This is a genomic window from Bradyrhizobium sp. WSM471, assembly GCF_000244915.1.
Lineage (GTDB): Bacteria > Pseudomonadota > Alphaproteobacteria > Rhizobiales > Xanthobacteraceae > Bradyrhizobium.
Map to the genome: position 1 here is coordinate 7,741,150 of NZ_CM001442.1, position 25,049 is coordinate 7,766,198.

General features: G+C 64.1%; 21 protein-coding genes and 1 tRNA gene. 15 read left to right on the top strand and 7 right to left on the bottom strand.

All coding sequences use genetic code 11. The annotated features are described in order from the left end of the window. Positions 1 to 97 precede the first annotated feature (97 nt). Complete coding sequence (locus BRA471DRAFT_RS35350; protein WP_007616019.1) at positions 98 to 778, top strand: MBL fold metallo-hydrolase; 681 nt, start codon at positions 98 to 100, stop codon at positions 776 to 778. A 118-nt stretch (positions 779 to 896) separates the two neighbouring features. On the opposite strand, the gene BRA471DRAFT_RS35355 is transcribed toward BRA471DRAFT_RS35350, so the two are convergent. After that, on the bottom strand, positions 897 to 2,063 hold the full coding sequence (locus tag BRA471DRAFT_RS35355) for a PHB depolymerase family esterase (protein WP_007616020.1): 1,167 nt from the start codon (positions 2,061 to 2,063) through the stop codon (positions 897 to 899). Between the two features lie 553 nt (positions 2,064 to 2,616). Here BRA471DRAFT_RS35355 and BRA471DRAFT_RS35360 point away from each other — a divergent pair. Continuing rightward, positions 2,617 to 3,852, top strand: coding sequence for an LLM class flavin-dependent oxidoreductase (locus BRA471DRAFT_RS35360; protein ID WP_007616021.1), 1,236 nt, complete (start codon positions 2,617 to 2,619; stop codon positions 3,850 to 3,852). A 197-nt stretch (positions 3,853 to 4,049) separates the two neighbouring features. Here BRA471DRAFT_RS35360 and BRA471DRAFT_RS35365 read toward each other — a convergent pair whose 3' ends face one another. Further along, a complete protein-coding gene (locus BRA471DRAFT_RS35365) occupies positions 4,050 to 5,387 on the bottom strand; it encodes an IS1182-like element ISBrsp10 family transposase (RefSeq protein WP_007610752.1) in 1,338 nt (445 codons plus the stop codon). 255 nt (positions 5,388 to 5,642) lie between these two features. On the opposite strand from BRA471DRAFT_RS35365, the gene BRA471DRAFT_RS35370 reads away from it, so the two are divergent. Then, positions 5,643 to 7,019, top strand: coding sequence for a cytochrome P450 (locus tag BRA471DRAFT_RS35370; protein ID WP_007616022.1), 1,377 nt, complete (start codon positions 5,643 to 5,645; stop codon positions 7,017 to 7,019). A gap of 140 nt (positions 7,020 to 7,159) precedes the next feature. Here the strand turns inward: BRA471DRAFT_RS35370 and BRA471DRAFT_RS35375 are convergent, their stop codons facing one another. Continuing rightward, entirely contained in the window at positions 7,160 to 7,999 is an 840-nt protein-coding gene (locus tag BRA471DRAFT_RS35375; protein ID WP_007616023.1) for an SDR family NAD(P)-dependent oxidoreductase, read from the bottom strand. A gap of 195 nt (positions 8,000 to 8,194) precedes the next feature. Here BRA471DRAFT_RS35375 and BRA471DRAFT_RS35380 point away from each other — a divergent pair, with 195 nt between their 5' ends. The 10 genes from BRA471DRAFT_RS35380 (at position 8,195) to BRA471DRAFT_RS35425 (ending at position 20,719) form a co-directional block, all read left to right on the top strand. After that, entirely contained in the window at positions 8,195 to 9,160 is a 966-nt protein-coding gene (locus tag BRA471DRAFT_RS35380) for a sensor histidine kinase (RefSeq protein WP_007616024.1), read from the top strand. A 209-nt stretch (positions 9,161 to 9,369) separates the two neighbouring features. Further along, positions 9,370 to 11,106 carry a bifunctional diguanylate cyclase/phosphodiesterase gene (locus tag BRA471DRAFT_RS35385; RefSeq protein ID WP_007616025.1) on the top strand — a complete coding sequence of 579 codons (1,737 nt, stop codon included), beginning with the start codon at positions 9,370 to 9,372 and terminating at the stop codon, positions 11,104 to 11,106. A gap of 218 nt (positions 11,107 to 11,324) precedes the next feature. Beyond that, positions 11,325 to 12,509: a substrate-binding domain-containing protein gene (locus BRA471DRAFT_RS35390; RefSeq protein WP_007616028.1), complete on the top strand. Its 1,185-nt coding sequence runs from the start codon at positions 11,325 to 11,327 to the stop codon at positions 12,507 to 12,509. Positions 12,510 to 12,679: 170 nt separating this feature from the next. Further along, positions 12,680 to 13,471: an ABC transporter ATP-binding protein gene (locus BRA471DRAFT_RS35395; RefSeq protein WP_007616034.1), complete on the top strand. Its 792-nt coding sequence runs from the start codon at positions 12,680 to 12,682 to the stop codon at positions 13,469 to 13,471. Beyond that, positions 13,468 to 14,190, top strand: coding sequence for an ABC transporter ATP-binding protein (locus BRA471DRAFT_RS35400; RefSeq protein ID WP_007616036.1), 723 nt, complete (start codon positions 13,468 to 13,470; stop codon positions 14,188 to 14,190). Before BRA471DRAFT_RS35395 ends, BRA471DRAFT_RS35400 begins: the two co-directional genes overlap by 4 nt. Further along, positions 14,187 to 15,197 (top strand): branched-chain amino acid ABC transporter permease, encoded by a 1,011-nt coding sequence (locus BRA471DRAFT_RS35405; RefSeq protein WP_007616038.1) that lies wholly within the window; start codon positions 14,187 to 14,189, stop codon positions 15,195 to 15,197. The genes BRA471DRAFT_RS35400 and BRA471DRAFT_RS35405 overlap by 4 nt, the downstream gene beginning before the upstream one ends. Further along, on the top strand, positions 15,194 to 16,279 hold the full coding sequence (locus BRA471DRAFT_RS35410; RefSeq protein ID WP_007616040.1) for a branched-chain amino acid ABC transporter permease: 1,086 nt from the start codon (positions 15,194 to 15,196) through the stop codon (positions 16,277 to 16,279). Before BRA471DRAFT_RS35405 ends, BRA471DRAFT_RS35410 begins: the two co-directional genes overlap by 4 nt. 136 nt (positions 16,280 to 16,415) lie before the next feature. Continuing rightward, positions 16,416 to 19,526 (top strand): EAL domain-containing protein, encoded by a 3,111-nt coding sequence (locus BRA471DRAFT_RS35415; protein ID WP_007616041.1) that lies wholly within the window; start codon positions 16,416 to 16,418, stop codon positions 19,524 to 19,526. 1 nt (position 19,527) lies between these two features. Then, positions 19,528 to 20,583: a diguanylate cyclase gene (locus tag BRA471DRAFT_RS35420; RefSeq protein WP_007616042.1), complete on the top strand. Its 1,056-nt coding sequence runs from the start codon at positions 19,528 to 19,530 to the stop codon at positions 20,581 to 20,583. A 59-nt stretch (positions 20,584 to 20,642) separates the two neighbouring features. Next, positions 20,643 to 20,719 (top strand) — tRNA-Arg (locus tag BRA471DRAFT_RS35425). An 89-nt stretch (positions 20,720 to 20,808) separates the two neighbouring features. On the opposite strand, the gene BRA471DRAFT_RS35430 is transcribed toward BRA471DRAFT_RS35425, so the two are convergent. Beyond that, a complete protein-coding gene (locus BRA471DRAFT_RS35430) occupies positions 20,809 to 21,018 on the bottom strand; it encodes a hypothetical protein (protein ID WP_007616043.1) in 210 nt (69 codons plus the stop codon). A 122-nt stretch (positions 21,019 to 21,140) separates the two neighbouring features. Here BRA471DRAFT_RS35430 and dinB point away from each other — a divergent pair, with 122 nt between their 5' ends. Then, the gene (dinB, locus tag BRA471DRAFT_RS35435; protein WP_007616044.1) at positions 21,141 to 22,244 is read left to right on the top strand and encodes a DNA polymerase IV; all 1,104 of its coding nucleotides are present in this window, start codon (positions 21,141 to 21,143) and stop codon (positions 22,242 to 22,244) included. A gap of 114 nt (positions 22,245 to 22,358) precedes the next feature. Here the strand turns inward: dinB and BRA471DRAFT_RS35440 are convergent, their stop codons facing one another. Continuing rightward, a complete protein-coding gene (locus tag BRA471DRAFT_RS35440) occupies positions 22,359 to 22,652 on the bottom strand; it encodes a hypothetical protein (protein WP_007616046.1) in 294 nt (97 codons plus the stop codon). A 227-nt stretch (positions 22,653 to 22,879) separates the two neighbouring features. Continuing rightward, positions 22,880 to 23,566, bottom strand: coding sequence for a DNA-3-methyladenine glycosylase I (locus BRA471DRAFT_RS35445; RefSeq protein WP_007616051.1), 687 nt, complete (start codon positions 23,564 to 23,566; stop codon positions 22,880 to 22,882). Positions 23,567 to 23,783: 217 nt separating this feature from the next. Here BRA471DRAFT_RS35445 and BRA471DRAFT_RS35450 point away from each other — a divergent pair, with 217 nt between their 5' ends. Then, complete coding sequence (locus BRA471DRAFT_RS35450; protein WP_007616052.1) at positions 23,784 to 24,611, top strand: metallophosphoesterase; 828 nt, start codon at positions 23,784 to 23,786, stop codon at positions 24,609 to 24,611. Here BRA471DRAFT_RS35450 and BRA471DRAFT_RS35455 read toward each other — a convergent pair. Continuing rightward, complete coding sequence (locus BRA471DRAFT_RS35455; protein ID WP_007616054.1) at positions 24,550 to 25,035, bottom strand: Crp/Fnr family transcriptional regulator; 486 nt, start codon at positions 25,033 to 25,035, stop codon at positions 24,550 to 24,552. The genes BRA471DRAFT_RS35450 and BRA471DRAFT_RS35455 overlap by 62 nt on opposite strands. Between the last annotated feature and the right edge of the window lie 14 nt (positions 25,036 to 25,049).

Here is a 25,049-nt window from a genome sequence, read left to right on the forward strand (position 1 = left end):
AATTGGGACGGCCGTGTGACGATGTCCGCGGCTGTTCCCGAGCCCCGTGGACAAATCTTTTGCTTGGCGACATGGCAAAAATCGGCATTGTGGCGCCATGACCGAGCAAAATGAGACACAAGCCGAGGCAGGCGCGAAGGCGGGCGCGATCATCGTCCCCGTGACGCTGTTCGAGCAGAATTGCACCATCATCTGGGACGAGCCTTCCAAGAAGGCCGTGGTGATCGATCCCGGCGGCGACGTGCCGAAGATCCTGGGCGCCATCAAACAGACCGGCGTCACCGTGGAGAAGATCTGGCTGACTCACGGCCATATCGACCATGTCGGCGGCGCGGCCGAACTGCGCGACGCGCTGAAGGTGCCGATCGAGGGCCCGCACGTCGCGGACAAATTCCTGCTCGATAACGTGGTCGAGAGCGGCGCGCGCTTCGGCATGACGGGGGTGCGCAATTTCGAGCCGGACCGCTGGCTCGACGAAGGCGACAGCGTGGCCATCGGCGATCTCAAGTTCGACATCTATCATTGCCCCGGCCATTCGCCGGGCAGCGTGGTGTTCTTCAACAAGGACTTGCGCTTCGCCCATGTCGGCGACGTCTTGTTCGCAGGCTCGGTCGGACGCACCGATCTGCCCGGCGGCAGCCACGCGACGCTGATCGACTCCATCAAGACCAAGCTGCTGCCGCTCGGCGACGACGTCGGCTTCATCTGCGGCCACGGCGCCGGCTCGAGCATCGGCCAGGAGCGGATGACCAATCCGTTCATCACCGGCGAGATGTGAGCGCCTATTCCGCGGCGTCTGCGAACGCTGCGGGCTGGCTCAGGTTGCGGTCACCCCAGTCGCGGATCGCAGCGACGACGGGCACAAAACTCCTGCCTTATCGGCGCGACGGCCTGAATTACTTCATCAATCCCGCGGCCGTGAGGGCGCGCGTGATGATCTGGCCGAGATCGAAGCCGCGGGCCTCCTCGCGCTTCGGCTCGGCCGGCTCTTCGGCGACCGCCGCGCGGATCGAGCGGGCCAGATGCGGCGCGGGCGAGCGGGCCGGCGTCGGCTTTGGCTCGGCCTTCTTCGCCGCGTCGGGAATCCAGCCGGTGAGGCCGAAGAATTTGGCGATGTGATAGGACGAGGAGATGCCGGCCTCGATCAGGAACGCGCCTTCCACGCCATAGCGCTGGTCGTTGTCGGCAAGGCCGAGCGGCGTGCCGTGTGCCATGTCGGTGATGGCGTAGGACTCGACGAGCGTCTCGCCGTCCTTGTTCCACCACGCCTGGCGCGGATATCCGTCGATGTCGGTTTCCGCCATCGGCGCCTCGGGCAGATCGTGCAGGTCGAGCCATTGCTTGACGATCTCGTTGGCATTGCCGGGATTGACGGTGCGATCGGCGCTGCCGTGCCACACCGAGATCTTCGGCCACGGCCCGCGATGATTCGAGGCCCGCCGCACCAGATCGCCAAGTTCGCGCGCCGGCCGCTCCGGGGAATGAAACATGCCGTCCAGCGCCTCGCGCAGATTGGTCGCGATGCCGTAGGGAAGTCCCGCGATGACCGCACCGGCCGCGAAGACTTCAGGGTAGGTCGCTAGCATCACCGACGTCATGCCGCCACCCGCCGACAGGCCCGTGATGAAGATGCGCTTGGGATCGACGCGATGGGTTTCGATCATGTGCGCGATCATCTCGCGTATCGAACACGCCTCGCCGCTGTCCCGTGCCGTGTCTTCGGGATTGAACCAGTTGAAGCAGGTGTTGCTGTTGTTGATGCGCTGCTGCTCGGGCATCAACAGCGCGAAGCCGTAGTGCTCGGCGAGCGTCGACCATCCGGCACCGAGGTCGTAGCTTGCCGCCGTCTGGCCGCAGCCGTGCAGCACGACGACGAGCGCGCGCGGCTTCTGCAGTTGCGGCGGCACGAACGCGAACAGGCGCAGATTGCCGGGATTGTCGCCGAAGCCCGTGACCTCCTGCAACGGACTGGACGCATCGGCGCTCCGGCCAAACTCGGCGAAGCGCAATCCGTCCAGCTTTGGCAGACGTCTCAAGAGATCGACATTTCTGGTTAGCGACACGGCAACTCCTGGCAGGCGACGTTCAACGTCCACCCAAACCAAATAGTTGCTGCAGCGCAAAATAAAAAGACCGTGTGCTGTCGATGAGGTGCTAAATCTCAGGAAAGCCTGCAGAAATCCGCACGTATTAACCGCAATGCCTCAACTTCGTGCAGATGCCCGGCGCATCCACGCCAGGAATGCGGGCAGATCATGATTAACGTCAGGAACAGGGCGGGCGAGACGAGAAATCCTGCGCGCGCTGATTGCAGGGCTTCAATGGCAAAGTCAGGGTGAGCCGAGCAGGCGGCCAGAAGGACGTTTTTGTTGCCGTGAAGGTCGCCCACCAGCGGTGCGACGAATCGATCTGCTTTGTGACGGTTTGATGCATTGGCGCGCGAACGCGTGTTGGCCTCCGAGGCAGGTATCGCGAGGTCTCACGTCTTCCCCGACAGAGCGCTCCATCGCATGGCTGCATTCCACCGCGCGGGACATCGCGCGATTGCGTTCGCTGTCTTCAACACGTAGCTTCGCGTCACAAACAAACAAAAAATGTAAGTTGGAGAGAACGCCAATGGCGCGCCTGAAGTTCGGAGCCTTCCTTGCCCCGCATCATCCGATCGGGGAGCATCCGATGCTCCAGTTCCGGCGCGATCTCGACCTGGTCGAGCAGTTGGATAGCCTCGGCTATGACGAGTTCTGGTGCGGCGAGCATCATTCCTCCGGCTGGGAGATGATCGCCTCGCCGGAGATGTTCCTGGCTGCGGCCGGTGAGCGCACCAAGCGGATCAAGCTCGGCACCGGCGTGGTGTCGCTGCCCTATCACCATCCCTACAACGTCGCGCAGCGCATGGTGCAGCTCGACCACATGACCGGCGGCCGCGCCATCTTCGGCTCGGGCCCCGGCGCGCTGGCCTCCGATGCGCATACGCTCGGGATCGATCCGATGACGCAACGCGACCGTCAGGATGAGGCGATCGGCGTGATCCGCCGCCTCTTCGACGGCGAGCGCGTCACCGCGAAGAGCGACTGGTTCACCATGAACGATGCCGCGCTGCAGATCCTGCCGCTGCAGGAAGAGATGCCGTTCGTCGTGGCCTCGCAGATCTCGCCCTCCGGCATGACCCTCGCCGGCAAATACGGCATCGGCATCATCTCGCTGGGTTCGATGACGACGCAGGGGCTGATGTCGCTGCAGCAGCAATGGCAGTTCGCCGAGGATGCGGCGAAAAAGCACGGCACCAAGGTCGATCGCGCGAACTGGCGCGTGCTGCTGACCTGGCACGTCGCCGAAACCCGCGAGCAGGCCCGCCGCGAGGCCGGCGCCGGGCTGATGCGCTGGCACAACGAATATAACGTCGGCACGCTGCAGCGGCCGGGCTTGACCGCGTTCGCCTCACCCGACGAGGCCGTGGACAAGACCGCTTTCGTCGACGGCGCGGCCTCCGTCATCGGCACGCCCGACGATCTCGTCAAGATGATCAAGAACGTGATGCAGGTCTCCGGCGGAGTCGGAGCCGTCATCGGCTTCGTGCACGACTGGGCCAATCCGGAGAACACGCGCCGGAGCTGGGACATGGTCGCGCGCTACGTCGTGCCGGAGATCAACGGCTACGTCGACGGCTTGCGCAAGTCGCAAAAATTCGTGATCGAGAATCGCGCGATCTTCGAACGCGCAGGACAGGCCGTGATGGCCAAGATCATGGAAAACGAGAAGGCCGCCGAGGCGTTGAAGGTGACCGGCGCCGGCCGCGTTGCGATTCCGGCCGTCAACGCGCCGGATTTGCAGAAGGAAGCGGCGAAACGATAGGTTCAGAGCCCGCCCGGACCTCGGCGAACGCCTCGTCCTTCGAGACGACCGCTGCGCGGTCTCCTCAGAGCTTGAGAATGTTTCGCTCCCGCCGAGAGAGCTTTGCATTGCCTGGAGAGCAGTGACCCCAAGGTTTTCAGCTGAACCGGCCCGCTGATGGGGGCTTTGTTGGCGCCTATTGGTGCGGGCTCGCCTATTTATGCCGCTTGCGCCTTGGCGTGTAAGGCGAAGAAGCGCATCATGTTGTGAGCGACCGCGAACCACAACAGGTGGATGCGGGCCTTGATCTTGCCGCGCAGGGATAACTGGCGCAGGCCCATGCGTCGGGCATGGGCGTTGATGCATTCGTGTTCGCAACGCAGCCGGTAGAACGCCTTGCCATCGTCGCTCTTCATGCGTTCACGCCAGTCCGCGACGCCAACACCGTCACCTTTCTTAGGGGCATAAGGGTCGGTGCCGTGTTTTGTCTGCGCTGGCGGACACCACACTTTTATACCGTTGGCATGGGCCCACTCAATGGCTTCGTTTTTGGTGAAGCCGCCATCGACCAGATAGTTGGAGGGTTGGTAGCCTTCGGCATGCACCATCTCGATCCCCGGCTGGGCCAAGCCCCGATCCGAGCCGCTGGTATCGATATCGACCGCAACGATCACCTGGTGTTCCGGAGCCGATACGATCTGTGTGTTGTAGGCCGGGCGCCATCCGCCATCGGCCATCTTCATCACCCGTGCGTCGGCATCGGTGGTGGAAGCGCGCGGCGACTTCTGCTTGGCCACCTCTTTCTTGTTGGTTTTCTCTCGCCGCTCCCGCTCGGCTTCCAGCTCCTTCATGCGTTCCTGCGCCGCCGCGATCCGCTCCGCACGCTCGCGGGCGCCACGCTCCTTTGCCGCACGCCGACGCCGATCATCGGCCGCAGGATCGGTCTCGACTTCAAAGCGCAGGCGCTCCACCCGCGTCTGCGCTGCCGTCTTCAACTCATCAAGCCGTGGCCGCCGGCGGAACGAGCCCGCTCCGGCCGCCGCGCGCACCCGCAAACCATCCTGCGCCAAGGTGTCGAGCGACACCAATCCAGCGTCCACCATCGACGCGACGCCCTGTGTCAGCAGCCGTTCCAGAACCGCCATATGGGCGATCCGGAAGTTCGACAGGCTGTGATAGTTCATCGACACTCCGCCGCACAACCAACGATAGATCAGATGATCCCGGCACAGCCGGTCCAGTTGGCGAGCGCTGCCCACTCCATCGATCGTGGCCCAGAGCCAAAGCGCCAGCATCAGCTTCGGCGAGGCCGGCGGATGTCCGGGCTCGCCCTCCCGCGCCTTGATGACGTCGTACAGCGCCGACAGATCCAGCCCCTCGACAAACGACCAAACCGCGCGGACCGGATGATCATCCCCTACCAGATCGTCCAATGCCGCGACCTGCATGCTCATCTGGCTGCGTTCCGGTTCTCGCAACCGCACCGCGCCGCGTCCCTTGGGTAGTGGCTTATCCTGCTCGGGCAAGTCTTCGAACAATTGATCGTCAGCCATCATCTGCCCCTGCTTCGCCCCGTCATCGAATCATAGCAAAGCGGCTACGGCAAATGCCCGTTTAGACGAAAGATTCTCACCCTCTCAGGATGAGGCTAAGCGGCACCGGAGTCCGATGAAACTGCTGCCGCACAACGCTGTCCTCATCCTGAGGGCCCGCCAGAGGCGGGCGTCTCGAAGGATGGCCGCAGCGAAGCATCGTCACGTCCGCGGACCCGGATTGTGTTATGTTGGGTCCAGCCAACCGGAGCGATCGTCATGTCGATGCAGAATGTGGCCGCCCCTGCGCTCGGCTTCACTCCGCCCAAGCGCAACGAGCTGACACACATCCCCGGCGACGAAGGCTGGCCGATCGTCGGCAAGACCTTTCAGGTCCTCGCCGACCCCAAGGGGCATATCGAGGCGAACGGCGCCAAATACGGCCTGGTCTATCGCACGCACTTCTTCGGCGAGACCAATGTCGTGCTGCTCGGCCCCGAGGCCAACGAGCTCGTGCTGTTTGACCAGCAAAAGCTGTTCTCCTCGACCCATGGCTGGAACAAGGTACTCGGCCTGTTGTTTCCGCGCGGATTGATGCTGCTGGATTTCGAGGAGCACCGGCTGCACCGCAAGGCGCTGTCGGTCGCGTTCAAGTCCGGCCCGATGAAGTCGTATCTGAGTGATCTCGACCGCGGCATCGCCGCCCGCGTCGCGCAGTGGAAGGCCAAGCCCGGCGAGATGCAGCTTTATCCGGCGATGAAGCAGCTCACGCTCGATCTCGCCGCCGCGTCCTTTCTCGGCGCCGATATCGGGCCGGAGGTGGACCAGATCAACCGCGCCTTCGTCGACATGGTCGCCGCTGCCGTCGCCCCGATCCGCCGGCCGCTGCCCGGCACGCAGATGGCGGCCGGCGTCAGGGGACGCCAGCGCATCGTCGCCTATTTCCGCGAGCAGATTCCGCTGCGGCGTGGCAATCACGGTGGCGATGATCTGTTCTCGCAGCTCTGCCGCGCAACCCACGAGGACGGCGCGCTGCTCTCGGAACAGGATATCATCGACCACATGAGCTTTCTGATGATGGCGGCGCACGATACGCTGACCTCGTCGCTGACGTCGTTCATCGGCGAGCTCGCGGCAAATCCCGACTGGCAGGACAAGCTTCGCGCGGAAGTCATGGCGCTGGGGCTCGCCCCTGATGCGCCGAGCAGCTTCGACGATCTCGAAAAGATGCCGCTGTCGGAGATGGCGTTCAAGGAAGCGCTGCGGATCAAGCCGCCGGTGCCCTCGATGCCGCGCCGCGCCATGCGCGATTTCACCTTCAAGGGCTTTACGATTCCGGCCGGCACCGCGATCGGCGTCAATCCGCTCTACACCCACCACATGAAGGAGATCTGGCCGGAACCGGATCGGTTCGATCCGCTGCGTTTCACCGAAGAGGCCCAGCGCAACCGCCACCGCTTTGCCTGGGTGCCGTTCGGCGGCGGCGCGCATATGTGCCTCGGCCTGCACTTCGCCTACATGCAGGCCAAATGTTTCGCGCGGCACTTCCTGCAGAACATCGAGGTCTCGCTGGAGCCGGGTTACAAGCCCGACTGGCAGATGTGGCCGATCCCGAAGCCGCGCGACGGATTGCGCGTGCGGGTGAAGGCGGTTTAGCGCTCCATTTGCGTGTCCCGGACGCGCGAAGCGCGAGCCGAGACCCAGAATCGTGAGCCACGTTCCGTGCGAGAGATGGGCCCCGGCTCTGCGGAGCGGCACTTCGCGCCGCGCCGCGTCCGGGGCACGAGACCAACCTCCTACGCCCCCTGATCGAACGCCTTGCGCAGCGCCACATAGCCCTGCTGCTGCTGGCTCCAGTTGCGGCCGCCGGTCATCGCGCCGTCGATGACGAGGTCATGGCCATTGATGAAGCTGGATTCGTCGCTGGCCAGGAACACCGCTGCATGGGCGATGTCATCGGGAAGGCCGGCTCGCGGGATCGGCTGCGCGGTCTTGTAGATCTCGCGCATCACCGCGGGCGTCTTCTCCGCCGCGTCGGTCGAAAGCCCGAGCGCCTTGCCGAAAATACCGGTCGCGATGGCGCCGGGCGAGATCGAGTTGACGCGGACGTTGGATTCGCCGAGCTCCATCGCCACGCATTTGGTGAGATGGATCACCGCCGCCTTGGCCGCACCATAGACCATCGACGACGAGAAGCCGGCAAGACGGCCGGCGATGCTGCCATTGTTGATGATGCTGCCAAATCCCTGCTTCTTCATGTGCGGCGCGGCGTGCTTCATGCCGAGCATGACGCTGCGCACCAAGGTGGCCATCGCCGCGTCGAAGCGCTCGACCTCGAGGCCTTCGATGCCGCCGGTCTGCGCGGGGCCGCCGGCATTGTTGAACAGGCAGTCGATGCGGCCGAATTTGTCCACCGCGAGCGCGATCAGCGCCTGCATCTCCGCTTCGACCGTCACATCCGTCTGGCGGAAGACGCAATTCGCCCCGAGCTGCTTCGCCAGCGCCTCGCCTTCCAGTATACGCCGCCCCGCGATCACAATTTTGGCACCTTCGGCAACGAAGACTTCTGCAGTCCGCAACCCGATCCCGCTCGTCGCGCCCGTGATCACCGCGACCTTGCCATCCAGCCTGCCCATGGAATGTCCCTGTTTTCGAACCCCTTGACGCCAAATGGCGGACACCGATCGACGACGGCGCCAAGACGGTCGGCGCCGCAGCAGGCACTATTCCTGCCGGCTTCCGAGAAGGCAAGCTTTGCTTGGGGCCAGCGACATGCGTAACATTCCTGGCGACCGCTCGATTGTCGAACGCATATCGCGACCGGACTGCTTATGGGGAAGCTGATCGACGAATTCCGCAAGGGCTGGCAGGGCGTGGCACCGCCATCGCTCGGCCTGAGCCTTGCGTTTGCGGTCGCCTGCCTGCTTGTTGCGACGCTGGCGCGCTGGGCTCTCGCCCATGTGCGGCCCGACGTCTATTTCACGCCGTATTTCCCGGCCGTGTTCTTTGCGGCCGCGTTCGGCGGCTTCCGCATCGGCATCATCACCGCGCTGGTCGGCGGCGTGCTCGGCGTCGTCGTGAATTTCGGCGATGCCCTTGCCGATCACGCGCGATTCGCCCTGCTGGCGCTCTATTGGGCGGTCTGCGCGCTCACCATCTGGGGCGTCGAGCATTATCGCACGCTCCTCGTCGAGCAGCGCCGGATTTCCAGGCGCCTGATCGAAGAAGAAGACTACCGCAAGCTGCTGGTCGACGAGCTCCAGCACCGGCTGAAGAACAAGCTGTCGACGGTGCATGCGGTGCTGCATCAGGTGCTGCACGATCAGCCGCAAATCTGGGCCCGGATTGATCCACGGTTGCGATCGCTCGCCGCGACCGACGATTTGATTTCGCGGATCGACAAGGCCGGCTGCGACATTCGCGACCTCCTGATCTCCGAGCTCGGCCCTTACGGCCATGTCCGCTTCACGCTCAACGGCGAACGGCTGTTCCTGCCGCCGAAGCTTGCGGTCACGCTGTCCCTGATGTTTCACGAACTCGCCACCAACGCGGGCAAATATGGCGCGTTCTCCGCGCCGCGCGGGTTGTTGCAGGTGTCATGGACCGTCAGCGACGACCGCCTGACCGTGACCTGGGATGAAACCGAAGGCCCGAGCGTCGACAAGGTCTCCGAGCCGGGTTTCGGCACCAAGCTGTTGAAGTCGGCGCTGTCGGCCTTCGACGGCAAGACGGAGGTTTCCTATCTCAGGACCGGACTTCATTGCACCATGCAATGCCGTATCCCCAAGGACGGTTAGACGCGGCGCAAACGAAAGCCGTTCGCGTGCGTCCGTTCGCGGTTTCGCCGGACGCGTTGACGCCCTGTTAATGACGATGGGCTGCGCGCGTCGCATCGCCGCAAAACACCACCGTAATTCTCCGGACCCCTTAACCAAACTTAAGAGGGAACCGCGCAAGATCGCGGTCATTGCAAAAGCGCGCTGAAACAACAAGATTCATGACTTCTATGAACGACAACAAATATTCCGGCGCGAGCGAAGCCGAACTCGGATTTCTCAAGGAAATCGTTAGAATGCTGCCTGCCGGCCTGACCGTGCAGGACGCGCAAGGCGAACTTCTCCTGGTCAACGATGTCGCGGCCGCCCAGCTCGGCATGGACGGCAGCCGCCCCTCGCGCGATCTCGCGCCGCGCCAGGAAGCCTGCCGGCAGGCCCTGAGCTCCGGCCGTGCGGTCGTCGCCGAGGAAGCGCTCCACGACGGAGCCGCGCGCCAGGTGCTGCTGACCACCCATCGTCCGGTCCGCTTCGATGGACGCGAGCTGCTGATCTCGGCCTCCTCCGACATCACCGAGCAGAAGAATTTCGAGGACCAGCTGTTCCGCTCGGCCTATTTCGACGAGCTGACCGGTCTGCCCTCGCGGCGCGTGATCGAACATCGCGCCACCAGCCTGCTCGCGCAGGGTCGCGCCGGCGAGCGCTTTGCGCTCGCCTTTCTCGACGTCGACAATTTCAAGCACATCAACGACTATTACGGCCACGCGGTGGGCGATGCCCTGCTGGTCGAGCTGTCGAAGCGGCTTGGACGCGGCCTTCGCGATTCGGACATGCTGTCGCGCATCTCCGGCGACGAATTCCTGCTGCTGCTGTCGCCGATCCAGAGCCAGGAGGAAGTCGCCGAATTCATGCAATCGACGCTGGAGCGGCTGACCGCGCCGTTCTTCATCGACAATTCGGAAGTGTTCGCCTCGACCTCTGTCGGCATCAGCCTCTACCCCGATCACGGAAGCAGCTTCGAGACACTGCGTCAGAACGCCGACATCGCGATGTACCGCATCAAGAATGACGGCAAGGGATCGGCGGCCTTCTTCGACTCCAGCATGGAGCGCGAGGCGCTGGCGCGGATGAAGATCGAGCAGTCGCTGCGGCTCGCCATCCTCGAGAAACGCTTCTGCTGCGCCTTCCAGTCCAAGGTCGACATCCGCACGCAGGACGTGAAGGGCATCGAGGCCCTGGTGCGGCTGCGCGACGACGAGGGCGTGATCCAGGCGCCGGGCTCGTTCATCAATCTCGCCACCGAACTCGGGCTGATCGACGAGCTGACCCATCTCGTGCTCGCCGAGATCGTCAAGTCGATCGACCTGATCAACGAGACGTTCGGTGAGGAAGCGACCATCAGCATCAACGTCGCGGCCAAGCAGGCCGGCAACCCCGAGTTCATGCGCAGCTTTGCCCAGGCGCTCGATGACACCGGTTTCCCGCAGCGCTTCATGATCGAGGTGACGGAAGACGCCTTCGTCGCCAAGAATCATTTCCAGGCCGAGATCCTGCCGATGTTCCGCAAGCTCGGCGTCGCCATCTCGATCGATGATTTCGGGACCGGCTATTCCTCGCTCTCGGCGCTGGCCGACATCACCGCGGACGAGATCAAGATCGACCGCTCCTTCATCACCGATATCCATAAGCGTCCACGCAACCAGGGGATTCTGCGCGCGATCGAATCCCTGAGCGAAGCGCTCGGCATGACCGTGATTGCCGAAGGCATCGAATCCTACGAGGAGCTCGCCTACCTCCAGGCTGCGACCAAGATCCGTTACGCGCAGGGTTATTATTTCTCCCGGCCGATCTTCCTGGAGGAGCTGAAGCTCGCAACGCCCATCTCCAGCGAAGCACGCGCCAGCGTCACAAACCGCTCGACGCAACAGAACCGGCAGGGCTATTCCCGCGCGAACGGATACCGGCGGTAACTCGGGCCTGATCGTTACTTTGCAAGGCTTGAGCAACCCGGTCCACGGGTGAGGTCAGCAGGTGCATCGGCCGATTTCCTCGGCGGAAGCGATCCGGCGCGGCCGGGCCGAGACAGCATCACACATGTCCGTTCCGTGGCCCGCCGGAAGGTGGAATTGCAATGTCTGCACGGTTGTGCAAATCGCTATGGCCAAAGAATTCATCAGGAGGGACCATCGTGCGCCGATCGCTCATCTTAGCAACAACCATCCTCGCCCTCGCCGCGGGCACCTCCGCACAGGCCGACGATCTCAAGGTCGCGCTGATCTATGGCAAGACCGGCCCGCTCGAAGCCTATGCCAAGCAGACCGAGACCGGCCTGCAGATGGGTTTTGAATACGCCACCAAGGGCACCATGACGCTCGACGGGCGCAAGATCGTCATCATCACCAAGGACGACCAGGGCAAGCCTGATCTCTCCAAGGCCGCGCTCGCTGAAGCCTATCAGGACGACAAGGCCGACATCGCGATCGGCACGACCTCGTCGGCCGCGGCACTCGCGATCCTGCCCGTCGCCGAGGAGAACAAGAAGATCCTGATCGTCGAGCCCGCGGTCGCGGATCAGATTACCGGCGAGAAGTGGAATCGCTACATCTTCCGCACCGCGCGCAACTCGTCGCAGGACGCGATCTCGAACGCGGTCGCGATCGGCAAGCAGGGCGTCACCGTCGCAACGCTGGCGCAGGACTACGCCTTCGGCCGTGACGGCGTCGCCGCCTTCAAGGAGGCGCTCGGCAAGACCGGCGCGACGCTCGCCGCCGAAGAATATGCCCCGACCTCCACCACCGACTTCACCGCGGTCGGCCAGCGCCTGTTCGACGCGCTGAAGGACAAGCCGGGCCGCAAGGTGATCTGGGTAATCTGGGCCGGCGCCGGCAATCCGCTGGCAAAGCTCCAGGACATGGATCCGAAGCGCTACGGCATCGAACTGTCCACCGGCGGCAACATCCTGCCGGCGCTCGCCGCCTACAAGGGCCTGCCCGGCATGGAAGGCGCGACCTATTATTTCTACACGATCCCGAAGAACCCGGTGAATGACTGGTTCGTCGCCGAGCACCAGAAGCGCTTCAACGCGCCGCCGGACTTCTTCACCGCGGGCGGCTTCGCCGCCGCGATGTCCGTCGTCGCCGCCGTCACCAAGGCGAAGTCGACCGACACCGAGAAGCTGATCAGCGCGATGGAAGGCCTGGAGTTCGACACGCCGAAGGGCAAGATGATGTTCCGCAAGGAAGACCATCAGGCGCTCCAGAGCATGTATCACTTCAAGGTCAAGGTCGATCCGAATGTCGCCTGGGCCGTGCTCGAGCCGGTGCGCGAGCTGAAGATCGAGGACATGGACGTTCCGATCAAGAACAAGCGCTGAGTTTTTTGACTTCACCTCTCCCGCTTGCGGGAGAGGCCGGGAGAGGGCTCTGTCCTCTTGGGGGTTCTCGATTGCGGAGACACCCTCTCCCCAACCCTCCCCCGCAAGCGGGGGAGGGAGCGCACCGTGATCGCGGAAACACTTCCAACCAAACCCGATCGAAATCTCCCATGACGCTCTCTCTCGAAACCCGCGACCTCACTATCCGCTTCGGCGGCCACGTCGCGGTCAACAGCGTCACCTGCAGCTTCCGCCCCGGCGAGCTCACCGCCATCGTCGGCCCGAACGGTGCCGGCAAGACCACTTATTTCAACCTGATCTCCGGCCAGCTGCGCGCATCGAGCGGCAGCATTCTGTTCGACGGCACCGACATCACCCAGCATTCCGCGCCGATGCGGACGCGCGCAGGCCTGGGGCGCGCCTTCCAGCTCACCAATCTCTTTCCGAATCTGTCGGTGGAGGAAAACGTCCGCCTCGCCGTGCAGGCCGCCGCCGGCACTCACTACGACATGCTGCGGCCCTGGATGGTCCGCCGTGATCTGATCGCCCGTGCCGACGCTATTCTGGATCAGGTCGCGCTCGGCGGCCGCCGTGGCGTCGCCGCGACCGCACTGTCGCATGGCGATCAGCGCAAGCTCGAGGTCGCGCTGATGATGGCGCTCGAGCCAAAGGTGTTCATGTTCGACGAGCCGACCGCGGGCATGAGCATCGACGAGGTGCCGGTCGTGCTGAACCTGATCGCGCAACTCAAGCAGGACAAGAGCAGGATCATTCTCCTGGTCGAGCACAAGATGGACGTCGTCCGCTCGCTCGCCGACCGCATCATCGTGCTGCATAACGGGCAGCTTGTTGCGGACGGTCCGCCGGCCGAAGTGATTGCGTCACCGATCGTGCAGGAAGCCTATCTCGGCGTCGCGCCCAAGACAGTTGAAGGAAAGACGGTTGCAGGGAGCGCCGCATGACCAACCTGTTAAGGCTCTCCGGGGTGCACACCCATATCGGCCGCTATCACATCCTCCAGGGCATCGATCTCGCTGTCGCGCAGGGGCAGACCACGATGCTGCTCGGCCGCAACGGCGCCGGCAAGACCACGACATTGCGCACCATCATGGGCCTCTGGCAGGCCTCCTCCGGCGAGATCAGCCTCGCCGGCGAGCGCATCGAGAGCCGTGCGACGCCCGACATCGCGCGGCTCGGCGTCGGTTACGTGCCGGAGAGCATGGCGGTGTTCTCCGACCTCACGGTGAAGGAAAACCTGGTGCTGGCGGCGCGCGATGGTCCGCTCGACGACGTCCAGCTCGACTGGATTTTTGGCTTCTTCCCCGCGCTGCGCCGGTTCTGGCTGTCGCGCGCGGGAAGTCTCTCGGGCGGACAGAAGCAGATGTTGTCGATTGCCCGCGCCATCATCGAACCGCGCAAGCTCTTGCTGATCGACGAGCCGACCAAGGGGCTGGCGCCGGCGATCGTGATGGCGCTGATCGAGTGCCTGAAGGAGATCAAGCGCAAGGGCGCCACCATCCTGATGGTCGAGCAGAACTTCTTTGCCGCCCGCGAGCTCGGCGACAACGTACTGGTGATGGACAACGGCACCATCGTTCATCGCGGCGAGATGGCGGCCCTGGCCTCCGACGTGCCGCTGCAGGAGCGGCTGCTCGGCCTGAGCCTGGAGACGCATCAATGACCGAGCTCGCCGCAACCGATCCGCTGCCGAAGCCGAAGCGCGACATCGCGCCGATCCTGCTGCCGATCGCGGTCGCGCTCGTGATGATCCCGCTGATCGGCTCCCCCAGCACCTGGCTGACGCTGACGGCCGCGAGCCTCGCGATGGGCATGATGATCTTCATCATGGCCTCCGGACTCACGCTCGTGTTCGGCCTGATGGACGTGCTCAATTTCGGCCATGGCGCCTTCATCGCGGTCGGGGCTTATGTCGCAACCCTGGTGCTGGCGCCGTTCGCGGCCTCGCTCCAGGTGGATTCGCTGTGGGTGAACCTCGCGGTGCTGGCGCCGGCTGCATTGCTGTCGATGGCGGTCTCCGGCGCGCTCGGCCTGATCGTCGAGCGGGTGCTGATCCTGCCCGTCTACGGCCAGCATCTGAAGCAGATCCTGATGACGACGGGTGGCCTGATCGTCGCCGAGCAGACGCTCTATGCGGTGTGGGGGCCGCAGATCATCCCGACGCCGCTGCCGACGTCGCTGCGCGGCTCCTTCATTCTCGGCGACGTCGCGATCGCGAAATACCGCGTGCTGGCGACGCTGATCGGCCTTGCCGTCTTCATCGCGATCCAGCTCGTGCTCAACCGGACCAAGCTCGGGCTTCTGATCCGCGCCGGCGTCGAGGATCGCGAGATGGTCGAGGCGCTCGGCTATCGCATCCGCCGTCTGTTCCTCGGCGTGTTCATGACGGGATCGGCGCTCGCCGGCCTCGGCGGCGTGATGTGGGCGCTGTATCGCGAGCAGGTCCACGCCTCCATGAGCGACGACCTCACCGTCTTGATCTTCATCGTCGTCATCATCGGCGGCCTCGGCTCGATCGGCGGCTGCTTCATCGGCGCGATCCTGGTGGCGATGATTGCGAATTACGGTGGCTTCCTGGTGCCGAAGCTCGCCCTCGTCTCCAACATCCTGCTGATGGTCGCCATTCTGATGTGGCGGCCGCGCGGCCTCTATGCGGTGACCAGCCGATGATGATCCTGTCAGGCGATCCGCCGCGCAGCCGCGTGCTCACGCTCGTTCTCGTCCTCATCATCCTGGCGCTGGTGGCGACGCCGTTCCTGTTCCCCGGGGCGAAGGCGCTGAACGTCGCGGCCAAGATCTGCGTTTTTGCCGCGCTGGTCGCCTCGTACGACCTCCTGCTCGGTTATACCGGCTCAGTGTCGTTCGCGCACACCATGTTCTACGGGATCGGCAGCTACGCGATCGCGATCGCGCTGTACGGGATGGGCCCGAATTGGGGCGCGGTCGCAACGGGCATCGTGGTCGGCCTGCCGCTTGCCGCGCTGCTTGCGCTTGCGATCGGGCTGTTCTCGCTGCGGGTCGCCGCGATCTTCTTTGCCATGATCACGCTCGCGGTCGCATCCGCCTTCCAGGTGCTGGCCTCGCAGCTGTCCTGGCTGACCGGCGGCGAGGACGGGCGCAGCTTTCAGCTGCCCGAGCTGCTCAGGCCCGGCACGGTGCTGATGTCGAAGAACTTCATGGGATTCGAGGTCAACGGCCGCATCCTGACCTACTATCTGGTGTTCGCCGTCTCGGCCCTGATGATCCTCGCTTTGCTGCGGGTGGTGAACTCGCCGTTCGGGCGCGTGCTGCAGGCGATCCGCGAAAACCGCTTCCGCGCCGAGGCGCTCGGCTTCCGCACCGTCTTCCACCTGAGCTACGCCAACTGCATCGCCGCACTGGTCGCCGCCGGCGCCGGCATCCTCAATGCGCTGTGGCTGCGTTATGCCGGTCCCGATACCTCGCTCAGCTTCTCGATCATGCTGGACATTCTCCTGATGGTCGTGATCGGCGGCATGGGCACGATCTACGGCGCGATCATCGGCGCCACCATCTTCATCCTCGCCCAGAACTATCTGCAGTCGCTGATGGGCGTCGCCTCCAAGGCGGCGTCGGAAGCCGGCCTGCCGCTGCTGCCCGGGCTGCTGCATCCCGACCGCTGGCTGCTGTGGCTCGGGCTGCTCTTCATCGCCAGCGTCTACTTTTTTCCGACCGGCGTGGTCGGACGGCTGCGCAATCTCGGCGGCGACAAGAGCGCGGACGGATCGCATTAACGCGCGATTCATGATGCAGCGCGGCGGCTCGCTGGACACGACCGTGATCTCGCAACGAGATTAACGCTCAGGTAACTGGCTTTCCTAAGCTTTACGCCATTTGTGTGATGTATTCCTGTCCCTCCAGGGAGGGGGAATGCGCCAGGTCTTTGCAAGGATTGCAGCCGGAATGTTCCTAGCCGCGAAGCACGGCTGGGAGGCAGCCATTCGGCGCGGACCGGTGCTGTGGCTCACTTTGTGCGGCGTGTTGCTGGTCGCGGGGATCTTCGCCGTGACCGCCATGGCCGTCGGCGAATTTCGCGAACGTACCCTGGCCAACCGCGAGCGCGAGCTGGAAAATACGGTGCAGCTGATCGCACGGCACTTCGATCAGCAATTTGAAGATTCCGACATCGTCGCCGCCGATGTGATCGGGCAGATGAACCTGCCGGAGATCAGTTCGGCCGCGATGTTCCGCGAGCGCATGTCCGGACCCGCGACGAACCAGATGCTGCGAAGCAAGATCGGCCCGGTGTCTTACCTCGGCGATATCGCGATCTACGATGCCGACGGCGAACTGATCAACTGGTCGCGGGCCCAGCCGCTCCCCAAGATCAACATCTCCTCGCGCGCCTACTTTCAGACCTTCAAAGCGAATCCCATGGCCGAACCGGTGATTCTGGAATCGGTCCGCAGCTTCATCATCGGCAAATGGACCACGGTCGTCGCGCGTCGGCTGAACGGCGTGGACGGCAGCTTCTTCGGCACGATGGTCCGCCGGATCGATCCGGACAGCTACCAGAACTATTTCGCATCCGTTGCGCTTGCGGAGGGCACGGCGATCTCGCTGTTCGACCGCAATGGCAAGATGCTGTCGCGCTACCCGCATGTCGAAGAGCTGATCGGCAGGGACTTCAAGGACGCGCCGCTGATGCGCAAGATGCTGGCCGAAGGCGGCCGGCACACCCTGCGCGTCAGGGGCCCGATCGACGGCGACGAGCGCCTCGGCTCCGGGGCCTCGCTTTCGCATTTCCCGCTGATCATCGTCGCGACCAACACCACGAGCGCGGCGCTGGCCGACTGGCGGCAGCAGACCGGTTTCATGGTCACCACCGCCGCGCTTTCGGCAACCGTGATTGCGCTGATCCTGTTCCTGATCGTTCGCCAGATCAACCGGCAGAACCGCGAGGCGCAGCAACGGCTGGAAGCGGGGCGGGGGCGGCTCGACACCGCCTTGAACAACATGTCGCAAGGGTTGATCCTGTACGATGCCGCCGGATACATCGTCACCTGCAACCGCCGCTACGCCGACATGTTCGGCCTCTCGCACGACGTCATCAAGCCCGGCTGCCACATCCATGAGGCAATGCTCCATCGCAAGGAGCGTGGCGCGTTCGGCGGCGACGTCGATGCGTTTTGCGTCGACGTCATGAAGGTCGTCGCCGAAGGCACCGTCTCCACCAGGCTGCACGAGCTGCCTAACGGCCGCACCTTTCAGGTCATCAACACCCCGCTCGCGCAGGGCGGATGGGTCGCCACGATCGAGGAGATCACCGAACGCCGCAAGCTGGAGCAGGAACGCGACCGCAACTACATGTTCTTGCGCGAGATCATCGACCATATCCCGTCGCAGATCACGGTGAAGGATGCTCAAACGCGGCAATATCTGCTGGTCAACCGGACCGCCGAAGAACAATTCGGCCAATCGAGTGAAAACATCGTTGGCAAGACCCCCTTCGACATCTACCCGGATGCCTCCGCCAGGATCGTCACCGAAGATGACAGCAAGGCGCTGAAGTCGGGCGGGGGATTGTTCAAGGACGAGCATGCCTGGCAGAGCCAGGCCAAGGGAATGCGCTACATCACCTCGACCCGGATCGGAATCCGCGACGAATCCGGCGAGCCGCGTTACATCATCAACGTCGTCGAGGATGTCACCGAACGGCGGCGCGCCGACGAGAAGATCGCGCATATGGCGCATTACGATGCGCTCACCGACCTGCCCAACCGGGTGCTGTTCCGCGAGCAGATCGAGCGTGAACTGGAGAAGGTTGGCGGCGGCAGTCAGTTCGCGCTGCTCTATATCGATGTCGACGAGTTCAAGGGCATCAACGATTCGCTCGGTCATCACGTCGGCGACGAGCTGTTGAAGGGAATCGCGGCGCGCATCCGCGGCTGCCTCGGACCGGGCGACCTGATCGCGCGGCTCGGCGGCGACGAATTCGCGGTGATCCAAACCGGGATCGAATCGTCTGCCGACGTGGTGTCATTCGTGACGCGGATCTTCGAGGCGATCCGCCGGCCCTATCACTGCTTCGGCCATCAGCTCTCGACCGACGCCAGCATCGGCATCGCGATGGCGCCGCAGGACGGCACCGATCTCGACCAGCTCGTCAAGAATGCCGATCTCGCGATGTACGGCGCCAAGGCCGAAGGACGCCGCACCCACCGCTTCTTCGAGCCGGAGATGGATGCGAGCGCCAAGGCGCGCCTGAGCCTGGAGCAGGATCTGCGCCAGGCCCTGGTGAACGGCGGCTTCGAGATCCACTATCAGCCGCTGGTGGACCTGCGCACCAACGCGGTCACGGGCTGCGAGGCGCTGCTGCGCTGGCGGCATCCCCAGCGCGGCATGGTGTCGCCGGCGGAGTTCATTCCGATTGCCGAGGACACCGGCCTGATCAACGAGCTCGGCGACTGGGTGCTGCGCATGGCCTGCAGCGAGGCCGCAACCTGGCCGGCGCATGTGCGTGTCGCGGTCAATGTCTCGCCGGTACAGCTCAAATGCGACACGCTGGCACTGCGGATCGCCGGCGCGCTCGCCGCTTCCGGACTTGCTCCGTCCCGGCTCGAGCTCGAGATCACCGAGGCCGTGCTGATCCGCGACGACGAGGCGGCGCTCTCGATCCTGCACCAGCTCCGCGCCATCGGCGTGCGCATCGCGCTCGACGATTTCGGCACCGGCTACTCCTCGCTCAGCTATCTGAAGCGCTTCCCGTTCGACAAGATCAAGATCGACCGCTGCTTCGTCGCCGATATCGCCGAGGCGAGCGGCGCGCCCGTGATCGTGCAGGCGGTGGTGAACATCGCCGCCGCCAGCAACATGACCACGGTCGCGGAGGGCGTCGAGACCGAGGCACAGCGCGAGATGCTGCGTGCGCTCGGCTGCACGGAGATGCAGGGCTACCTCTTCAGCAGACCGAAGCCGGCCAGCGAAGTGCGAAAGCTGTTCGGCCCGAGCCATGCCTTGCCGGTGGCAGCGGTGGCCTGACATGGCGAAGCCGGGGAAAACGTCAGCCAAGACGGTCGACGTTGCGGATTCCTATGCCGTGCGGCTGATGCAGCATCTGGTGGTGCCGACCTTCGTGATCGATCCGAAGCGCCGCGTCGTGATCTGGAACAGAGCCTGCGAGCGGCTGACCGGCGTCGCCGCCTCCGAGGTGATCGGCACAAATAAGCATTGGCAGGCCTTCTACGAGACCAGGCGCCCTTGCCTCGCCGACCTCGTCGCGCTCGACCGCCCGGAACAGCTGCCGGAGTTCTATTCGGAATATGCCGCGCGCGGCCATAACGGGCTCGGCTTCAGCGCCGAGAACTGGTGCGTGATGCCGAAGCTCGGCAGCCAGCTCTATCTCGCCATCGACGCCGGCCCCATCCACGACGAGGCCGGCCATCTGATTGCGGTGGTGGAGACTTTGCGCGACCTTACCGACCAGAAGCGCGCCGAGATGGCCCTGAAGGAGCTCGCCACCAAGGACGGGCTGACCGGCCTGTCGAACCGCCGTGCGTTCGACCAGATGCTGATGAGCGAATGGGCCCGCGCCCAGCGGACGCAGAAGCCGATGGCGCTGCTGTTCGTCGATGTCGATCATTTCAAGCTGTTCAACGACCGCCACGGCCATCAGAGCGGCGACGAATGCCTGCGCGCGGTCGCGTCCGTCGTCAGCCGGTATGCCGTGCGCCCGCTCGATCTCGCCAGCCGCTATGGCGGTGAGGAATTCGCGCTGATCCTGCCGGACATGGATTGCGATACCGCCTGCGTCATCGCCGACGAGATCCGCTGCGCCGTGATGGCCTTGCGGATCGCGCATGGCGCCATCGGGGCCGGCGACCACGTCACCCTCAGCGTCGGCGTCGGCAGCCACATTCCCGGCGAAACCGACGGCGGCCCCGACCGGTTGCTGGGCGCAGCCGACCAGGCGCTCTATGCGGCCAAACGGCTCGGCCGCAACCGCATCATGTGTGCCGAACGGCTGCTCGCCGAGTTCGCCAAGCTCGGGCGGGACGGCGTGCCGGTTCCTGGCCGCACGCCCCGTAAATCAGCCTAGCCGGAGATGGCGGAAGCGGTTGCCCGCCCCCCGCCAATCGGCTAAATGAACCTCCACTAGCACCCGTAGCTCAGCTGGATAGAGCGTTGCCCTCCGAAGGCAAAGGTCACACGTTCGAATCGTGTCGGGTGCGCCAGTCTCTTCCAGTCTGTGCTGGAGCTCCCACCCGAGTCGCCTTGTTACCGCCGCGCTGGAAGGAATCCCCTGCTCAGCGCGAGCCTGCGCTCACGTCAGCATCGAGATGATCGCCTGGACCTGGTCGGAAGCCGACGTGACCAGTCCGTCGTACGACGTCTGACCGTGTGCGGCCGCCTTCAGGATGCATTCGGCTACGGCCGCTTTCAGGCCGAACACCGACTGATCGGGCGGCACGCTCGCCATCACGGCCTCGAGCGCCTGACGCATCGTTCGAATGAGTTCGGAGCTGTATTGCATGGGCTGTCCTCCGCGACCTCATATTAGAGCGCATGCCCATGCGTGCCACTCACAAGCCTGAGATTGCTCTGCGAATCACACCTCACCTCGCGCTTCGTGCCGCTCAATTGTATCATCTTGCCATGAGCGAATCCGACACGGCGACCGGCGAAGCCTCGCCCGTCCGCAAGATCATCCATATCGACATGGATGCCTTCTACGCGTCCGTGGAACAGCGCGATCATCCGGAGCTGCGCGGAAAGCCGGTCGCCGTCGGAGGCTCCGCGGAACGTGGCGTCGTCGCGGCCGCCAGCTATGAAGCCCGCGAGTTCGGCGTTCGCTCCGCCATGCCATCCGTGACGGCGAAGCGACAATGTCCCGATCTGATCTTCGTCAAACCGCGCTTCGAGGTCTACAAGGCGATCTCCAGGCAGATCCGCGACATCTTCGCGGAGCACACCCCCATCATCGAGCCGCTGTCGCTCGACGAGGCCTATCTCGACGTGACCCAAAACCTCCAAGGCATCCCGCTGGCGCGCGACATTGCACTCAAGATCCGCGAGAGGATCAAGGCCGAGACGGGTCTCAACGCTTCGGCCGGCGTCTCCTACAACAAGTTTCTGGCCAAGCTCGCCTCCGATCATCGCAAGCCCAACGGTCAGTTCGTGATCTCACCGGAGATGGGACCCGCCTTCGTCGAGACGCTGCCCGTCGGAAAATTCCATGGGATAGGCCCGGCCACGGGCGCGAAGATGAACGCGCTCGGCATGTTCACCGGTCTCGATATTCGCCGTCAGACGCTGGAGTTCATGAATGCCAATTTTGGCAAGTCGGGCGCCTATTATTACTGGATCTCGCGCGGTGTCGACGACCGGCCGGTCCGGGCCAACCGGGTCCGCAAGTCCATCGGCGCGGAGACCACGTTCTCGAACGATCTCACCCAATTCGACACGCTGGTCGCCGAGCTCAAGCCGCTCATCGACAAGGTGTGGCGCCATTGCGAGGCGACGGGCAGCCGTGGCCGCACCGTCACCTTGAAGATCAAGTTTGCCGACTTCGAGATCATCACGCGCAGCAGGTCCGCTGTTTCGCCGGTTGCAGGCCGGGCCGATCTTGAGCGGCTGGCTTGCGGCCTGCTCGAAGTCGAGATGCCGCTGCCCAAGAGCGTCAGGCTGCTGGGGGTCTCGCTGTCTTCCCTCCAGGCCGGGGACGATGCGGAGCCGCCGCAGCTGACTCTCGGCATCTGAACCAAACTGACGGGCTTTCGGCGGACGCAGACAGCCACGTCAGCGCGCTCGCAACGCGAATCTACTGGGGCGGGCGTTCAGACTCGCCACCGAAGGTCGGTCCGCCGGCGCCGATCAATGCCTCACGTGCTCGAACACCACGATCACGCCCGTCGGCTGGGGCTCGTGCGCCATCAGGCGGGTCAGCTCGGAATCGCCCCAATCGGCGAGGCTGACGACTTCGCCGCTCTGGCGCTCGGTGCTGGGCGGCGCCGTGGGCTCGACGACCTTCAGCCCCGTCTCATCGACGAAGAAAGTGTGCTCGCCGAACATGCTGTTGAGCTGCGGCATCGCGGGATGCTCGTCGGGCAGCACTTGAGCGCCGAGCTGGTTGACGGTCTGCTTCACCTGTTCGGATGTGAGCTTCATGAGCTGCTCCGTTTCTGTCACGTCGGTTTCATTGAGCTGAGCCAGAGCGGGCGTTCCCTGCGCCGATGTTCGCGTGGCCCAATCTCCCGAACAGGTGCTACGCACAAATGTTCCGGAGAAATGCATTTCGTGATCGCGCGTCGCGTCTGCCGCGCTTGCGGCACGAGATCGCCACAGGACGCACATGATTCGACATTCCAAGAGCCGAATTCCAAGAGCCGAATTCGCTACTCGCTTCTGTTCTCGCCAACAGAGAGCGCGCAGATGCGTGACAGATATGTGTAGGACAGCCCGGTCTCCTCGGCCCAGGCGTTGAACTGCGCCTGCACTCTTGCCAGATCGCCCTTCGACTTGACCTCTTCGGCAATGTCGAGACCGGCATCGCGCAGGCAGGCCACGACGTCCCTGGACGTCACAAAGCCGTCCCAGCCGACGAACCGCAGCAGCATCTGGCCGGTATTGCCACCCAACCGGCTGCCGCGCTTGCTCAGGAAATCGAGCAGGCCGATCTGGTCGGACGGCGGCCATTTCGCCAGAAACTTGCCGAAACTGCCGTGCTCCTTTGCGATCTCCTGGACGAAGGCCGCGTTGTCGCGCACTGACATGATCTTGGCACCGTTGCGCACGATGCGGGCGTCGCGCAGCAGGCCCTCCCAATAATCCTCCGGCTGGAAGGTGAGCTTGGCCGGCTGGAAACGCAGGAAAGCGTCTTCAAAGCCGTCCCATTTCGTCTCGATCACGCTCCAGGCAAAGCCCGCGCAAAACACACGCTTGGTCATCTCTGCGAGGATGCGGTCGTCGCCGCGTTTGGCGAGGCCCTTCAGGTCGGGCTTTTCGGGCATCAGCTTTTCGAGCGCCTTGGGCCCGCCCTTGCGTTTTTCGGCGCGAGCACGAATGGTCTTGAAGGAGGTCATTGGGGACGAGCTGTTGGGGACACGAGCTGTTGAGGATACGCCACGACATCAGAATTCGATGATCCGGTCCAGCCCGGCGACGCTTCGATGCTTGCACCCGCGGATGCGCCGCAGCATACTGCCCGCGTTGAATTGGCGAGAGATGCGGCTGGTCTGCTCTTGCGTTCAGATATTTTGCAATCCCGAGCATTTTTGACGTCTCACCCCTGGATTTCCAATGCGCTGCCTGGTCGTGGCCGACCTGCACTATTCGCTGCCTCAGCTCGACTGGCTCGTCAGCGCCGCTCCGCGATTCGACCTCGTGATCTTCGCCGGCGATGCGCTCGACATCGGCTCGATGGTGGATTTTCGCGCGCAGATCGTGGTGGTGAAGAAGTACCTCGCCCTGCTCGCCAGCAAGACCCGCGTGATCCTCTGCTCCGGCAATCACGACCTCGACGAGCGCAATGCGGAAGGCGAAAAGATCTCGCGCTGGATCTCGGAGGTGCGCGAGTTGGGCATTGCCTGCGACGGTGACGGCCTCACCATCGGTGACACGCTGTTCACGGTGTGCCCATGGTGGGATGGGCCGCTGGTCAAGCAACGTCTCGTCGCGCAGCTCGGCGCCGCCGCGGCCGGCCGGCCGCAGCGCTGGATCTGGATCCATCATGCGCCGCCGGCGGATTCACCGACGAGCTGGGGCGGCAAGCGCTTCTTTGGCGACGTCGAGCTGGTGCAATGGATCATGCAGTACCAGCCCACGATGGTGATCTCGGGCCATGTGCATCAATCGCCGTTCATTAACGATGGCTCGTGGTTCGACCGGCTCGGCCAGAGCTGGGTCTTCAACACCGGCCTGCAGCCCGGCCGCCCGCCGACATATATCGTGCTGGACCTCGAAGCGGACAGGGCGTTCTGGCTTGCGGCCGGCGAGGCGCAATGGATCGATCTTGGCGCGCCGCTGCAGCGGCCCGCCGCTCCGATCGAGGCGCCGCCCGACTGGCTCACATTCTTGGATCGGATTGCCGATCCGAACCTGGCGAGACCTCGAGCGGCGGCAGGTTGATCATGCTCTGGAGCACCTCGCCGACCATGGCCAGATGGGTGCCGTGGCCGGCATATTGCTGCTTGAGATCGGCGAGATAGGTGTTGGCCACATTGAGCCGCTGCGCCAGCATCTTGGCGATCAGAAGCGCCACGCCCGCCTCCTGCCTGAGGAACGAGGCGGCATCCTCGAATTCGTAGACGACGGAATCGGAGCAGGCCCGTACGGTCGCCGTGTGCGGCTGCCCCAGCAGCACCGACATTTCGCCCAGCACCGCGCCGGGCTCGGCCACCGTGGCGACCACCATCTCACCCTTGAGCACTTCGAGCTTGCCCTGCATCAGCACATAGAGATGACCGGTGGTGCCGCCCTCGGCGACGATAGTCGTGCCGGCCGCAACCTGCCGCTCGGTCCCACCGGTGCAATAGTCCAGAACTGCGCGCATCCGACCAAAGCTCC

Bases quoted from the DNA above. Each gene is read 5' to 3' on its own strand.
- BRA471DRAFT_RS35405 (WP_007616038.1), top strand. From the start codon at position 14,187: ATGACCGAGCTCGCCGCAACCGATCCGCTGCCGAAGCCGAAGCGCGAC.
- BRA471DRAFT_RS35370 (WP_007616022.1), top strand. From the start codon at position 5,643: ATGTCGATGCAGAATGTGGCCGCCCCTGCGCTCGGCTTCACTCCGCCC.
- BRA471DRAFT_RS35395 (WP_007616034.1), top strand. From the start codon at position 12,680: ATGACGCTCTCTCTCGAAACCCGCGACCTCACTATCCGCTTCGGCGGC.
- BRA471DRAFT_RS35415 (WP_007616041.1), top strand. From the start codon at position 16,416: ATGCGCCAGGTCTTTGCAAGGATTGCAGCCGGAATGTTCCTAGCCGCG.
- BRA471DRAFT_RS35360 (WP_007616021.1), top strand. From the start codon at position 2,617: ATGGCGCGCCTGAAGTTCGGAGCCTTCCTTGCCCCGCATCATCCGATC.
- BRA471DRAFT_RS35450 (WP_007616052.1), top strand. From the start codon at position 23,784: ATGCGCTGCCTGGTCGTGGCCGACCTGCACTATTCGCTGCCTCAGCTC.
- BRA471DRAFT_RS35400 (WP_007616036.1), top strand. From the start codon at position 13,468: ATGACCAACCTGTTAAGGCTCTCCGGGGTGCACACCCATATCGGCCGC.
- dinB (WP_007616044.1), top strand. From the start codon at position 21,141: ATGAGCGAATCCGACACGGCGACCGGCGAAGCCTCGCCCGTCCGCAAG.
- BRA471DRAFT_RS35445 (WP_007616051.1), bottom strand. From the start codon at position 23,566: ATGACCTCCTTCAAGACCATTCGTGCTCGCGCCGAAAAACGCAAGGGC.
- BRA471DRAFT_RS35410 (WP_007616040.1), top strand. From the start codon at position 15,194: ATGATGATCCTGTCAGGCGATCCGCCGCGCAGCCGCGTGCTCACGCTC.
- BRA471DRAFT_RS35440 (WP_007616046.1), bottom strand. From the start codon at position 22,652: ATGAAGCTCACATCCGAACAGGTGAAGCAGACCGTCAACCAGCTCGGC.
- BRA471DRAFT_RS35420 (WP_007616042.1), top strand. From the start codon at position 19,528: ATGGCGAAGCCGGGGAAAACGTCAGCCAAGACGGTCGACGTTGCGGAT.
- BRA471DRAFT_RS35385 (WP_007616025.1), top strand. From the start codon at position 9,370: ATGAACGACAACAAATATTCCGGCGCGAGCGAAGCCGAACTCGGATTT.
- BRA471DRAFT_RS35380 (WP_007616024.1), top strand. From the start codon at position 8,195: ATGGGGAAGCTGATCGACGAATTCCGCAAGGGCTGGCAGGGCGTGGCA.
- BRA471DRAFT_RS35430 (WP_007616043.1), bottom strand. From the start codon at position 21,018: ATGCAATACAGCTCCGAACTCATTCGAACGATGCGTCAGGCGCTCGAG.
- BRA471DRAFT_RS35365 (WP_007610752.1), bottom strand. From the start codon at position 5,387: ATGATGGCTGACGATCAATTGTTCGAAGACTTGCCCGAGCAGGATAAG.
- BRA471DRAFT_RS35455 (WP_007616054.1), bottom strand. From the start codon at position 25,035: ATGCGCGCAGTTCTGGACTATTGCACCGGTGGGACCGAGCGGCAGGTT.
- BRA471DRAFT_RS35375 (WP_007616023.1), bottom strand. From the start codon at position 7,999: ATGGGCAGGCTGGATGGCAAGGTCGCGGTGATCACGGGCGCGACGAGC.
- BRA471DRAFT_RS35350 (WP_007616019.1), top strand. From the start codon at position 98: ATGACCGAGCAAAATGAGACACAAGCCGAGGCAGGCGCGAAGGCGGGC.